The following is a 14551-nucleotide window of genomic DNA, read 5'->3' on the forward strand; positions in this document are numbered from 1 at the left end:
GTTATACTCTTAAGTCAACACCCATGGCCAGCAGCGCCAGCAACGCTATACCCAGTGCTATACGGTAGTAGCCAAACATCTTGAAACCATACTTGGTCAGAAAGTTGATGAAGAACCTGATCGCGATCATGGCTACAATAAAGGCGACCACATTGCCAATAAGTAACAGCCTAAGGTCATCGCCAGTGATCACGTCGAAGCTGTTCCTGATTTTTACGAGGTCGAAGGTGACGATGTCTGATATTTCCAGCTTCAGCAGGTCTTTGACCAGCTTATAGCCAGCTGCTGCCAGCATGGTGGGCACTGCCAGAAAAAAGGAGAACTCAGCGGCTGCTTTGCGGTTAACGCCCTGCGTCAGGCCACCGATAATAGAAGCCGCCGAACGAGACACCCCCGGAATCATGGCGATGCATTGGAAGAAGCCAATGACTAAGGCATTCTTGTAAGTGATATTGTTTTCCTGGGCATGGGCAAACCACTTGTCCACGAAGAGCAACACCACACCGCCCGCTACTAGCATGACGGCCGTGATGAGCACGCTTCCCAGCATGGCGTCGATCACATCGTTGAGCAGAAAGCCGATGACAGCCGCAGGTATAAATGCTAGGAGCAGCTTCTGGTAAAACGCAAAACTGTTGATAAAGCGCTTCCAATACAGCACCACCACCGACAGGATAGCTCCGAACTGTATGTTCACGGCAAATATTTTGGTGATCGGTAGCTCGTTGATGCCCATCAGGGCCGAAGCGATGATCATGTGCCCTGTAGAGGATACAGGTAAAAATTCGGTAAGTCCTTCAACTATGGCTAAAATAATAGCCTGCCATTCACTCATCTAACTAATCTTCTGTGTTTTCGTGTGTTCTATCTTTTACCATGATCGCAAACAGCTCGATCACAAAGCCGGCCATTACTACAATGGGGCCCAGCGTAATTCCCAGAAAGCCTAGTCCGTACTGTTCCTTATCGAGCGTCATGATAATAAAACCAACGGCCAGCACAACAATGCCAACCAGCATCAGAATGTAGTTTTTTTTGCCAAAGGCAAGCTTGCTCTTATTTTCCATATTAATATAGTTCGTCTAGTGAAAGCCGCAGGTATTTACGTACAGCGCGGTAAGAACTCAGGAAGCCGATCACGGCACCCAGCACAATCAGTGCGATCATGAGCATGTACAGTTGCTCTTCGTCTTTGAGCAGGCTCAGCTCCGTTATCTCGCGGTAGGCGTACTGCATCAGTGCAAATAACAGGACAGAGGCAATTATACCACTGATGATGCCCTGAAAAGCTGCGCGGTTAAGGAAAGGACGCTGTATAAAGAATGAGGTGGCGCCCACCAATTGCATACTCCGGATCAGGAAACGCTGCGAGTATAACGCCAGTTTGATGGTATTGTTGATCAGGATGATCACCACCAGCACCAGTATACCTGCAAAACCAAGCAGCAGGATGCTGATCTTCTGGATGTTACTGTTGATTGATTCGATCAAACTTTCGACATACTGCACCTCGTACACACCCTCAATCCCTTCAATGTCGTTTTTTATACCTTTGAGCTGGGCTGAGCTGGAACTCTCGGCGTTGATCCGGAGCACATAAGTGTCACGTAGCGGGTTGTCTCCCAGAAATGCGGTAAAATCCTCACCTGTTTCTTCCAAGAAGGCCTTGGCGCCCTCTTCTTTTGAGAGGAACCGTACCTGGGCCGTATCGCCCTTGTAAGCGACATATTCTTTCGCGGCCAGGGTTTTCTGCAAACGGTCGAGCTGTACCTGCGTTAGGTTGCGATCCAGGTATACCTGCATCTCGATGCTTTCCTTCACGATATCCGACAGCTTGCCGGCATGAATCAGCAGCGTGCCGAACAGGCCGATCACAAACAAGGCCAGGGAGATGGAGAACACCACCATGGCATGCGGGTAATTTCCGAGCTTCTTCTTCTTAACTGTCCTGGTTGTAGTTGTTGCCATACGATACGCTTCCGTGCAAAAATAGAAATATTATTTAAATATGAGGAGCTTCTGACCAGCTAATGCAAAAAGCCCGGCTGGTGTTCCGGGCTTTACAGATTCATGCGTGGGTCAGAGTCAAGGATGATAGGGACTTTCTGCTGCTCCTGACGGCGTTCGCGGCGCCTTTCCCGGTCCCGGCCAAAGAGCTCCCGCAGATTATCGAAGTGCTTGGTGTGCAGCAAACTGAGTCGCTGTGTGTTGGTAATACGCCCATAGTTGGTCGGCAAAGTGTTGTACTCCAGACGCCCGCGCAACTCGCCGCTCTTTGTAATATAGTACTCGACAGACCAACTACCCTGATAGGCGTTGCGGTAGGTGCCACCTGCCTGCCCGGCTTGTGGTGTCGTATTAGACCCCAAACCTGTCTGGCTGCTGACACGCAAACGTCCCTGGAAGAAAGAATAGCTTAGCCTTAGCTGCAGGGCCGTGAGGTCAGCCTGGCTGATGTCACCCAAACCGATGTCTATCTCCAGGTTGCTGTCGATAGAGTTGAGGAAACCGCTCAGCTGGCCGGTGAGTAAACTGCCCAAGCTGCCACCCACTGCCGCAGCCCCTGGGTTCTCACCGAAGAAAGTGCCGGGCGGAGCCAGCCTGCGGAGCACCAGCAGGCTGAATACCTGCCTGTTCAGTTCATTTTCATCGTTCCTTATACCTAGCAGGATCGGCTCAAGGGCCAATCTTGCATTGGCAGGCAGGTTTTCGAAATCAAGGTTCAGTCGTATGTCCGGCATCAAAATGGGGCCTTTCAGGTCAACGATGGCTGTTACCGGATAGCTACCCTGTATGTTGGCTGCTTGAGAGCCATTCTGCATCAGGTTATCTATTCGGGTGTTTTGAACGTAGGTGGCCCGGATGTCCATGACCCCGTCGAGCGGGTCGCCGTTCCAGGAGAGCGTACCGCCCGGTGTTACCTGGAATTCGCGTGACACCACGCCCTCCAGCAGGTTGAGGTTATAGGCGCCGTTGGCGATCACGAAGTTGCCAAACATGTTAAACTCACCCCGGGTATCAATGGTCATTTGAATCTGCCCGCTGCCTGAACCCCGGATCACATCCCCAGTTTGCCGGTCGATGATGATCTCAAAATAAGCGTCGTCGGTCACGTCGAGGTCAAAGTTCATGTTGATGCCTGACAAATCTACCTTTTGTTCTTCTACAGCCACGGCTACACCGGTTGAGTCGCTTATGTTGCGGTTCACGAATCGGATGAAATCTTTTCGGGCCAGGTCAGTCTGGTTGTCAAGCGGCACTACAATGCGCGTGTTGGCATTGCTCCGGGCATTCACGTCTATTTTGAGGTTGTCTACTGGACCCAGTACAGTAGCGGTACCTGTACCGAAGGCGGTGCCGTAATAGAGTTCGTTCTGCTCGTAAGTCGTGTTCAGGATCATCAGGTTCCGGAAGCGGGCGTTCAGGTCGAGCACCATGTTCTGGAAACCATCGTGGGCGATGCCGCCGGTCACGTAGCCCACGTTACCGTAGAGGTCACGCAGCTGCGCATTGCGGAAGCTGATGCTGTTGGCCCCAAAGTATACGCGGTCGGAGAAGCGGTAGGTGGTGCCGAGGTAATCGAAGCGGAACTGCCCGCCGGTCACCATTACCGAACCGGTCAGCACCGGCGCTGACAGCCTGCCAAGTACCCGGATGCGCCCTTCCATGGTGCCTTCCATCTCTGACATGATCGGTTTGAGGATCGGCTCCACAATCTTGAGCTGGGTCTCGTCCAGCACGGCTAACATATCCAACTGTTCTTCTTCGGCGCGGGGATAGTAGTTGCCGGTAAGTGTCAGCACCTTCTTATTATTACGGTCTATGTCTACATCCACCACCATTTGCTGCTGGGCGTTGATCCAATCTCCTTTGCCCTGTATGTCACCGATCAGCACATCGTCCAGGTAAAAAGAGTCTACACGCATACCTGCATTCAGGATGGCATTGTTATAAATATCTTGGGCTGTGAGCTCGGCATTAAGCGTGCCCCGGATCTGCTCGGGCATTAGCGGATTGAAGTTGCGCAGGTCGAAGTTCTTGATGCTGGCTACCAGCGTACTGCCCGGGTCACGCCCGACAGCCCCGTCTACCCGTATGATCTGGTTCTCGTTAGAAAGAATCAACTCCTCGAAATCCAGCCGCTTTCCGTTTTCGCTGATGTAAATCATACTGCCGGGCTGGAAGGCCCAGGGGGTTTCACGGAGCGTGATGTTCGACCTGCCAAATACAACTTGCAGGCGGTCCTGCAGGAAATTCACATCGCCCACCACGGTCGCCTGGTTATTGTAGGCTGGCTGAAGAAGGTTAGTATAAAACCCGATGGTGCGCTCGCTCCAGATGGCTTCCAGCAGCAACCGTTCTGTTTCCCCAACAGAGGGCAGCAACTGCTTGTCAGAAGTGAACTGGGCACTGGCCAGTACATCCGGACTATTCTGCAGCTTGGAAGTGCTAAGTTCTATGTCATTTTGGTAGAGCGTGACGTCGTCATATAATATCGTGTCCACTCGCGCATAGGAAGTCAGGATGACCGTGTTGCCATGCCGGAAGGTGCCTTCCATTTTAGAGAAGTCGGAAATGGTGAGCTCCGGCACAAATAACTGGAGCAGCGGATTGACCCGCCTCAGGTATAGGTCATAGTCAAGACTGTACTCGGGCTGGGTATCCGGGCGCTTCCGTCTGTAATAAGCTGCCGTGGCGGCATCATTACTCTCAAAATTCAGTTTGTATTCCTGTACCAGTTGTTTTAGGTCGTCAATCAGGGCTGAATAGTTGAAGTCGCCGCTCACGCGTAAAGCCAGGGGAGTAGAGCGCAGGGTCAGGCTGCGTATACCTTCGCCAATGTACGACTGCACCCGGATCGTGTCAAGCGCGATGCGTTGGCCTTCGTAGGTAACGGAAGCACTATCGAAAAAGGCGGTGCCCTGGAAGTCGTCCAGTCGGAGGCCCTGGAAGTTGAGATCGGCATTCGCCTGCACGATAACAGACTTATCCGTAATGCGGAGGGCTTTCAGGTCGGCTTTGTTTAGGTCAGCTCTCAGGTTAAAAGCCTGGTTGTTGTTTGCCAGGTTCACCTCTCCGTTGGCCGTAAAGGCCAGGTTCGGATCATTAATGGCAAAGCGGCCTTCGTAACGCTGATGACTGAAGGTGCCATCGGTGCGGATATTGCGGTAATTGTAATCCAGCACATGGAGTTGGGCAATGTCGGCATTGATCTGCAGGCGGGCATCCTTCATCGTAAAGCCGGAACCGACCACGCGGCCATCCATGGTGATCGTTTTAATGGCATCGGCCTCACCAATCAGGCGACCTATGTGGAAGTTCTGTGTTTTGAGGCGACCACGGTAAGATGAGGTATTGGTAGCCCGGTTGATCTTCATGTTGATATCCGACTGCACATTGCCCAGGGCCGTAACAAAACTGCCGTTGGCCACGAAGTCGTTGTAAAAACCCAGGAAGCGCCCGTCAATTTTCACGGTACCCAGCCGGGAGGCGATGGTATAGGCATCGGCAGGCAGAAACTGTTTAATATCTTCCGCATTCAGAGTCGAGGGCTGCAGACGTATGTTGGCAAAAGTTTCCCCCCAGTTGGGTAGCCCGTCCACGTTCATGGTGCCTACAATGTGCGTGTTCTGTCCATACTTTATATCCAGGTTCGACGCCATGAACTCCGCCACGCGGCCTTCGACTTCGGCAGAGGCGATGTAGGCATTCTCATCGTAGTTCCGGAGAGGGGGAGCAAACAAGGCGATATCGCGGGAGTAAAGGTGAGAGTCCTTGATGCGACCAGTCACGGTTACGCTGTCCATGAAGTAGGAGAAGTTGCCGAAGCGCCTGTAGTCGAAGCGGATGTACTCCTGCACATTGCTGTCGTTCACCCGCAGGTCGAGTTCGTCCCATTCCCAATAAGTGGAGGCGTAGGTCATCAGCACATCGAGGTTGTGCAGGCGTATACCTGACGGACGTTCGCGAGCGGTCAGATCCGAAACCCTTACCTTCAGCGTATCACCGGGCTCAAACTCCGTGAAGCGTGCCGAAATGCTGTCGATGGCCAGGTGAAAGTAATCAATGCCGTAGTCGGTGCGGGGGCGGTTAAAATCATCGTAGGTAAAGGCACCATTCTTAATAACCAGTTCATCAATTGAAAACTCAAAAGGCTGCGAGGCTTTAGTGGTATCTTTGGTGATCAGGTCGCCAAGCGATTTCAGGAAGGTGGACAGGTTAAGGGAGTCGGTGCCCTCATACATTGCCAGGTTAGCCCGCGGCTCTTGTAGTTCCAGGGTAGAGATGCCGAGGGTATTTGGCTGGAAAATGGAAAACAGGCTGACGTCTGCTTCGGCACGACCTACGTAAAACAGTTCCTTACCCCGGTAGTCGAGCACCTTCACCTGCTCCAGGATCACATTGCTGAAAAACTCAATATCTACCCGCCCGATGGTGACCTCATGATCGATGGTGCGGGAGATATACTCGGCCGCCTTCTGGGCAACCCTGGTTTGCACGCCCGGGTAGCGAATGGCCACAAAAACTACCGCAAATGCCACCAAAAGCAACAGGATTACCGCCAAAACTATTTTTAGAATAGCTTTTCCTATAACTTTGAAGAGATTTATGGACTGTTCTTTTTCCAAAAGATGACCGAACCTACAATATTAGCGATTGAATCTTCGTGCGACGAAACGTCTGCTGCGGTTATACGTGGCGGCAAGGTTTTGTCGAATGTTATTGCTACTCAGGCCGTTCATGAAAAATATGGCGGCGTTGTGCCAGAGCTTGCTTCGAGAGCGCACCAACAAAACATCATTCCGGTAGTGGCGCAGGCTCTGAGTGTAGCAAATGTAAACAAATCTGACTTAAATGCAGTGGCTTTTACCCGCGGTCCGGGCTTGCTCGGCGCTTTGCTGGTTGGCAGCTCTTTTGCCAAGTCATTTGCGCTGGGCCTCAATATCCCGCTTATCGACGTGAACCACATGCAGGCGCATATCCTGGCACACTTCATCGACGATCCAAAACCCAACTTCCCATTCCTGTGCCTGACCGTGAGTGGCGGCCATACCCAGATCGTACTTGTAAAAGACCACCTAGACATGGAGATCATCGGACAAACCACGGATGATGCCGTAGGAGAGGCCTTCGACAAGACGGCCAAAATGCTAGGGCTCCCATACCCAGGCGGACCGATGCTCGACAAAACGGCGGCACAGGGCAATCCGAAGGCTTTTCCATTTCCGGTAGGCAACATGCCTGGCTACGACTTTTCGTTCAGCGGTATCAAGACTTCGGTGCTCTACTTCCTGAAAGATAAAACGAAAGATAACCCGAACTTCGTACAGGAGAATCTAGCTGATATCTGCGCCAGCGTGCAGTATACCCTGATCAAGACCCTGCTGAAGAAAGTGGTGCAGGCAACCAAGGACTTAGGTATAAAGGAAGTGGCTATTGCCGGTGGGGTTTCTGCTAATTCAGGCCTGCGGCAGACCTTGCAGGACTACGCCAAAAAGTACGATTGGAAGGTATACATTCCGGCTTTTCAGTATTGTACCGATAATGCAGGTATGATAGCTATAACAGCTCATTACCAATACCTTAAAGGTGACTTCGCTGACCAGTACGTGAGCCCGGAACCGCGGATGAAACTTTAGTTTATTTAGTGATTGAGTGGTGGAGCGAATGAGTGATTTTCAGGATATAGCTATAGGGACAGGTCGCGACATGTCCGAATTGTGTACAGGTAATCATACATGGACATCCATCAACAATTCATTAAATCACTCATTCACTAACTCGCTTAATCACTCATTCACAAAATCACTCAATCCAAAATGAACCACCCCTTCCAAATCGGCGACACCAAGGTATACCACAAAACGGTAACGGCGGCGGACTTTGCCCGTTTTGATGATGGGTTGGTGCATGCGGTTTGCTCTACCTTTTCGTTGGCGCAGGCGGCTGAATGGGCTGGCAGGTTGTTTGTGCTGGAGATGAAAGAAAAAGATGAAGAAGGTATAGGTACCTTTCTGACTATCAATCATAAAAGTCCAGCATTTGAGGGTGATACTATTGAAATAATTGCTCAGCTGAAATCGCAGGAAGGTAATAATGTAATTTGTAGCTTTGAGGCCCGGGTGGGGGATAGGCTGGTGGCTGACGGGGAGACCGGGCAGAAGATTTTAAAGAAAGAAAAACTGGCCAGCGTGCTGGCTCCAACAAAATAGCATGACGAAAGCAAAAGATAAAGAAAGAATCAAGAAGCACGTCAATATCCAGAACCGCAGGGCCTCTTTTGAGTTTCAGTTCCTGGACAAGTATACGGCAGGCATCATGCTCAAAGGCACGGAGATCAAATCGATCCGTGAGGGGCAGGTGAACCTGCAGGACGGCTATTGCGTGCTGCACAACGGCGAGCTATACCTGCACAACGTGCACATTTCTACCTACACCGAAGGCACGCACTACAACCATGAGCCTATGCGCACAAGAAAACTCCTGGTGAACAAGAGTGAACTCCGAAAGCTGGAGAAGGGGGTGCAGGAGCAAGGAGTAACGATTATACCTACACGGATGTTTATAAGCGAACGCGGTTTTGCTAAAGTAGAGGTTGCACTGGCACGCGGTAAGAAGTTGCACGACAAGAGGGAAGACATCAAAGCAAAAGATATCAAACGCGAGCTGGACAGAAGCGGGTATTAAGGATTTAGCGATTGAGTGGATGAGTGATTTAGTGATTGGTTAAATGGTTAATGGTTGTTTGTGCATGAATACTTGTGCACGATTCGGACAGGTCGCGATCTATCCCTATACCAATACCCTTCTTATTTATATATTCACTTAATCACTCATTCACTCCATCACTCATTCAAAAAATCAAAAGAATGGACTACGGAATATGCATGCTCAGTCTGGTGCCGATGCGCGCTGAGGCTTCTGATAAAGCGGAAATGGTAACGCAGGTGCTCTTTGGGGAGTGCTTGGAGGTGCTCAGCAAGCAGGGCAACTGGGTGCAAGTAAGGTTAGCTTCGGACGATTACACTGGCTGGATCGACTACAAGCAGTACGTTCCTGTGTCGACGGGCTATTACCAAGAGTGGAAGGCGGCGCAGCACCCGCGGGCACTCGACATTGTGCAGGTGGTGAGCAATGCCGATATGCGGATACCGGTAGGTATAGGCGCTTATTTGCCATTTTTCGATGGTATGAGCCTGCGCATCGACGGCCAAAGCTTCCAGTACAGTGGCCGTGCCACAAACCCTGCTGTACCGGTTACGACGGCCCAGCTCGCAAAACTGGCCCTGGGCTTCCTGAAAGCGCCTTATCTGTGGGGTGGCAAGTCCATGTTCGGGATCGATTGTTCGGGATTTACGCAGCAGGTATACGGCCTTTGCGGCTACCAATTGCCCCGCGATGCCAGTCAGCAGGTGGCAGTGGGGGATGAGGTGCACTTTGCTACCCAGACCCAGCCAGGCGATCTGGCCTATTTTGCCAACGAAGAGGGCCGTATTACCCACGTAGGCCTCATGCTGGAAGGGCAGCAGATCATGCACGCTCACGGCGAGGTGCGTATCGACACCCTCGACCACAATGGCATCTACAATGCCGAGCGCAAGCGTTATTCCCATAAGCTCCGTATCATCAAGCGTATTTTTTTCTGATTTTCAGCGTTTTTCTTTGAACATAGGCTATAACGAGTTAGTTAATTCTCGTAGAAGCTATAGCATAAGTTCAAAGCAAGGCCATGAGAGACAAAGTGCTGATATTAAACCAGGACTTCAGCGCGATCGCCGTCTGCACGGTGACCAGGGCCTTTTTGCTCGTGTATCTCGAGAAAGCGGAGCTCATCTCCAAAGCCAACGGCGCTGTTCTGCGCACTGTCAGCACTTCTTATCCTGTTCCCTCCGTCATCCGGCTGCAACGCTATGTGAAGGTGCCTTACTATGGTATAGCGCTCAGCAGGCACAATGTGCTGCGGCGCGATAACTTCCTCTGTCAGTACTGCGGCACCAACCGCAACCTGACCCTGGACCACCTGCTGCCCCGTTCCAGGGGAGGGGAGACCAGCTGGCACAACATCGTGACGGCTTGCTCCAGGTGTAACTCCCGCAAAGGTGATCGCACCCCTGAAGAAGCCGGCCTGAAACTGCACCGCACCCCCTCTCGTCCATCCCTCTATACCTTCCTGCAACAGCACTTGAACGACTCGAATGAGGACTGGCAAACCTACCTCAAAGTAGCTAAAAAGTAGGAATATATGATTGCTAATATATTTAGCCATGTGTTTTTAGTGTGTTGGTATTCAGTTGTTACTGGTAGTTGACTTATAGTGAAGATGTGACTTGGTTTTTGACTTTTAGTGTCTGGGGCATGAAAGCCACTTCGCTGCTCTTGCGGTTGGTTTGAGACCTGCTTTTCAGGGAGGGTTGCAGAAATTTCAGCTATAGATTAGGTGTCAGATATGGCTGTTTGAGGAGTGGTTACTGCCGTGCGAGACCATATATCTTTAGGCTCTTTTTTGCCAGAGGGTATTATGCCTAGAGGGGACTACGGGCTGAAGTAGTGGTTGTGTATACCGGTTGGAGATTGTCTTCTCCTTGGCCTTACCTTTAAATAGGGTCCCTACCACTGGAGGGAAATCCCTGCAGAGGTCAGTTTACAGGTATAGTAGCTCCGGCAGTTTCTTTGCAGAACCGGGTCCAATCACCCCTAATCCCTCCTTTGCTAAGGTAGGGAATCTGAAGTTGCCGTTTCATAGGTATAGGCGTCGTAGTTGATTACTCCATCCCGGCCTTCCCCTAAGAACAGGGGAAGGAGAGGTGCACGATTGACATCCCCCTGCCCCCTTCGAAGGGGGACTTTTCGACCACTACTACTTTATAGGTATAAGCTTCGTGGCACCTATTACAGACCACTGGCAGGTATAGCAAGACTAACTTGCCCCGGAAGCTATGAAACAGAAAGCCTTAGCCCGGTGCACTTTTCGGCGCTCCACTGTTCGAGCGTTCAGCGAGTTTGGAGCGTCTTGATTTTTTTGCCCCAAAAGCTTTCGGGATGTTCCACTTACTTTTTTCATCAAGTCGAAGATCCCGAACTTGATTCGGGAGAAAAAAGTGAGGCCCGCCTGGCCAAGGCAAGCTATAAAACAATACTGTTTGATATACCTGAAACAAGCTGTCACTACTAAGCAAGGAATGCTATACCTATACCTAGGCGAGAGGCACCGCTATAGCAAACGCGAACAAAGACGCTCTCGCTACCCCAAGCCCCGCCGGCCAGGAAAAGGTATAGACTATACCTTTAGAATGAAGCCTCTGCGACTCACGCGTTTCAAAAGCAATACATCCCCGTGGCAATCCCCTCTACTACAGTAACTTAATCACAAGACTTCCTGTTGGAACTTATCCTATAAATATTAGCTTGTTTTCTAAGTATTTCTTACTTTTGCCCCTTCATTCGAGTGAATGGCCCCAACAACACGTTTGGGGAAATGTAAAACCAAACCAAACCGGCCTATTGCTCTAAGCCGGTGGCTTCTCCAGAGCAGTAAAACATTATGAGTAATTCTCCAGACAATTTCGATTGGGACAAATTTGAGACCCAAGGTTTCGGTGGCGGCTACAGCAAAGACGAGCGCGCTGAAATGGAAAAAATGTATGACGACACCCTGACTACTGTTCAGGAGCAGGAGGTTGTTAAAGGAATCGTGGTAGGCATCACTGAGCGTGACGTGATCCTGAACATCGGTTTCAAGTCTGACGGCCTGGTGCCGGTATCTGAATTCAGAGACCTGCCTGAGCTGAAAGTGGGCGACGAGGTTGAGGTGTTCATCGAAGACCAGGAAGACCCCAACGGCCAGTTGATCCTTTCCCGCAAGAAAGCGAAGATCGTTAGCGCTTGGGCTAAGATCTATGACGCGCTTGAGAACGACAACGTTCTGGAAGGTGTAGTGAAGAGAAGAACCAAAGGTGGTCTGATCATGGACCTCTACGGTGTTGAAGCCTTCTTGCCAGGTTCTCAGATCGACGTGAAGCCGATCCGTGACTTCGACGTGTTCGTTGGTAAGAAAATGGAAGTGAAAGTTGTGAAAATCAACGCCGCTTTCGACAACGTGGTTGTATCTCACAAAGTACTTATCGAGAAAGACCTGGAGCAGCAGCGTGCAGCCATCCTGAACAACCTTGAAAAAGGTCAGGTGCTGGAAGGCGTTATCAAGAACATGACAAACTTCGGTGTGTTCATCGACCTTGGTGGCGTAGACGGTCTGCTTCACATCACAGATATCTCTTGGGGACGTATTAATCACCCAGAAGAAGTATTGAACCTTGACCAGAAGGTGAACGTGGTAGTGCTTGACTTCGATGATGACAAGAAGCGTATTTCTCTTGGCATGAAGCAGCTTACTCCTCACCCATGGGACGCATTGCCAGCTGAAATTGAAGTTGGCTCACGCGTGAAGGGTAGAATTGTTAACGTGGCTGATTACGGCGCTTTCCTGGAGCTTATGCCAGGTGTTGAAGGCCTGATCCACGTTTCTGAAATGAGCTGGTCACAGCACCTGCGCAACCCACAAGACTTCATCAAGCAGAACGACGAAGTTGAGGCAGTTGTGTTGACGCTTGACCGCGAAGAGCGCAAAATGTCTCTGGGCATTAAGCAGCTTACTGAAGATCCTTGGACAAAAGAAGACGTTATCACGAAGTATGCAGTTGGCACGAAGCACACTGGCGTAGTTCGTAACCTGACTAACTTCGGTCTGTTCCTGGAGCTGGAAGAAGGTGTTGACGGTCTGGTACACGTATCTGACCTGTCTTGGACCAAGAAGATCAAGCACCCATCTGAGTTCGTGAAAGTTGGTGAAAACCTGGACGTAGTTGTTCTGGAGCTGGATGTAGCTAACAGAAGACTGGCCCTTGGTCACAAGCAGTTGGAGGAGAACCCTTGGGATACGTTCGAGTCTGTATTCAACATCGGTTCTGTACACAAAGCTACAGTTCTTGAGAAGTCAGACAGAGGCGCTACACTGGAGCTGCCATATGGCATCGAAGGTTTCTCATTCCCGAAAGGTCTTGCTAAAGAAGACGGTTCTCAGGTAGAGGCAGGCGAAACGCTTGACTTCCGCGTAACTGAATTCTCTAAGGATGACCGTAAGATCATCCTTTCGCACACTGCCACTTACTCTGAGGCTGACAACGCGCGTATCGCGAAGGCCACTAAGAAAGCTGCACCTGCAGCTGCTGGTGAGAAGAAGGAGAAGGCTCCAAAAGTTCAGAAAGAAGTAGAGAACAAGTCTACTCTTGGGGACCTAGATGCCCTTTCTGCTCTGAAAGAGAAGATGCTGGACAACGAGAAAGAAGCTGGCGTGAAGAAATTGGAAGCTGCTGCTGCTAAAAAGGCAAAAGGTTCTGATGACGAAGCGTCTGCTGAAGAAGAGAACAACGCTTAGTACTAAGCTTGTCCTATAAAAAAAGGCCCCGGAGCAATCCGGGGCCTTTTTTTATTATCTATAATAATATATATTTATATAGAAATTGATTTATGCTTTAAAGAAACTCCAAGCTATGCGCCTCAAGCAAGCTCTCGCAATTCTCTTCATGATTGGTCTCCTTGCTTGTAAAAAGGACGATGACTTACAGATACGGAAGGACCTTCCTCAACTTCATATAGAGGAAATCATTAATATAGCGAAAAGAGAAGCTGTATACCGACACCAGATCGATTGGGAGGATCTCGAAAAAAAAGTGAAGGCAAAGGCAGCTAACGCTAAAACAATAGAGGAAACCTATCCAGCGATTGAGCTGGCCTTAACACTTCTGCAGGAATTTCACAGTATGTACGTAAGCCCAATCGGAGAGACTGTGCATAATCCAGATAGAGGTTGCAATGAAGCTTTTCCTAATCCTGTGCCTAGGGATGAGGCAATTGGGTACATTAAAATAAATAGCATGGCTGGAACTGATCCGAGAGCATTAAACGCTTATGTCAAAGCTATGCATGATTCCATTCAAATTGCTGATGAACGCGAGGTAAAGGGTTGGATAGTCGATTTAAGAGGTAATAGAGGTGGTAATATGGCACCTATGCTATTAGGGGTTGGCCCTATCTTGGGAAATGGAATTGCAGGTTATTTTGTAGATACTGATGATGTGTGGAAGTGCTGGCAGTATGACGATATCGGCCGACTCTCCGTTTGCTCGACTAGCAAAGAAAACGGAGGACGCATGGTACAAAAAGAGGCATATAGACTAATAAGGACTAACCTTAACCCTTATCCTAAAGTAGCATTACTGGTTGATGGTGAGGTTGCCAGTTCAGGAGAAATAGTATTTATATCGTTTATAGGCAGGCCAAACGCCCGTAGTTTTGGAAGCCCAAGCTGCGGCGCATCTACTGAGTTAAGGTCGTACCGCCTTAACAATGGTGCACGTTTAAATTTAGCCAGAGCTCTATTTGCTGATAGAAACCTTAAAACGTATGGTAAAGAAGTACTCCCGGATGAAATATTACCTGATAAAGAGGCTGTAGCACGCGCCATAGAGTGGATTAAGGAATAGATATAGGAAAA

11 protein-coding genes are annotated in these 14551 nt (G+C 50.0%); 7 read left to right on the top strand and 4 right to left on the bottom strand.

Annotated features, from left to right (window positions below):
- Position 1: 1 nt before the first annotated feature.
- The 4 genes from L1278_RS10560 to L1278_RS10575 all read right to left on the bottom strand — a co-directional run bounded on the left by L1278_RS10560 (position 2) and on the right by L1278_RS10575 (position 6629).
- On the bottom strand, positions 2–835 hold the full coding sequence (locus tag L1278_RS10560; RefSeq protein WP_253403689.1) for an undecaprenyl-diphosphate phosphatase: 834 nt from the start codon (positions 833–835) through the stop codon (positions 2–4).
- A gap of 4 nt (positions 836–839) precedes the next feature.
- Complete coding sequence (locus L1278_RS10565) at positions 840–1067, bottom strand: DUF3098 domain-containing protein (RefSeq protein ID WP_188502653.1); 228 nt, start codon at positions 1065–1067, stop codon at positions 840–842.
- 1 nt (position 1068) lies between these two features.
- Entirely contained in the window at positions 1069–1968 is a 900-nt protein-coding gene (locus L1278_RS10570) for an ABC transporter permease (protein WP_253403697.1), read from the bottom strand.
- 92 nt (positions 1969–2060) lie between these two features.
- Positions 2061–6629 carry a translocation/assembly module TamB domain-containing protein gene (locus L1278_RS10575; protein WP_256488585.1) on the bottom strand — a complete coding sequence of 1523 codons (4569 nt, stop codon included), beginning with the start codon at positions 6627–6629 and terminating at the stop codon, positions 2061–2063.
- 3 nt (positions 6630–6632) lie between these two features.
- Between L1278_RS10575 and tsaD the strand changes: the two genes are divergently transcribed.
- From tsaD to L1278_RS10610, 7 genes are all read left to right on the top strand, one after another.
- A complete protein-coding gene (gene tsaD, locus L1278_RS10580) occupies positions 6633–7640 on the top strand; it encodes a tRNA (adenosine(37)-N6)-threonylcarbamoyltransferase complex transferase subunit TsaD (RefSeq protein ID WP_253403701.1) in 1008 nt (335 codons plus the stop codon).
- Positions 7641–7820: 180 nt separating this feature from the next.
- Positions 7821–8213, top strand: coding sequence for a thioesterase family protein (locus L1278_RS10585; RefSeq protein ID WP_253403703.1), 393 nt, complete (start codon positions 7821–7823; stop codon positions 8211–8213).
- Between the two features lies 1 nt (position 8214).
- On the top strand, positions 8215–8688 hold the full coding sequence (gene smpB, locus L1278_RS10590; protein WP_253403705.1) for an SsrA-binding protein SmpB: 474 nt from the start codon (positions 8215–8217) through the stop codon (positions 8686–8688).
- 182 nt (positions 8689–8870) lie between these two features.
- Entirely contained in the window at positions 8871–9647 is a 777-nt protein-coding gene (locus tag L1278_RS10595) for a C40 family peptidase (protein WP_253403714.1), read from the top strand.
- Between the two features lie 83 nt (positions 9648–9730).
- Positions 9731–10237, top strand: coding sequence for an HNH endonuclease (locus tag L1278_RS10600; RefSeq protein ID WP_253403715.1), 507 nt, complete (start codon positions 9731–9733; stop codon positions 10235–10237).
- A 1305-nt stretch (positions 10238–11542) separates the two neighbouring features.
- Positions 11543–13432 (top strand): 30S ribosomal protein S1, encoded by a 1890-nt coding sequence (rpsA, locus tag L1278_RS10605; protein WP_253403717.1) that lies wholly within the window; start codon positions 11543–11545, stop codon positions 13430–13432.
- A gap of 115 nt (positions 13433–13547) precedes the next feature.
- Positions 13548–14540, top strand: coding sequence for a S41 family peptidase (locus tag L1278_RS10610; RefSeq protein ID WP_253403719.1), 993 nt, complete (start codon positions 13548–13550; stop codon positions 14538–14540).
- Positions 14541–14551 lie beyond the last annotated feature (11 nt).

The sequence above is a fragment of the Pontibacter sp. HSC-36F09 genome (assembly GCF_024171605.1).
Lineage (GTDB): Bacteria > Bacteroidota > Bacteroidia > Cytophagales > Hymenobacteraceae > Pontibacter.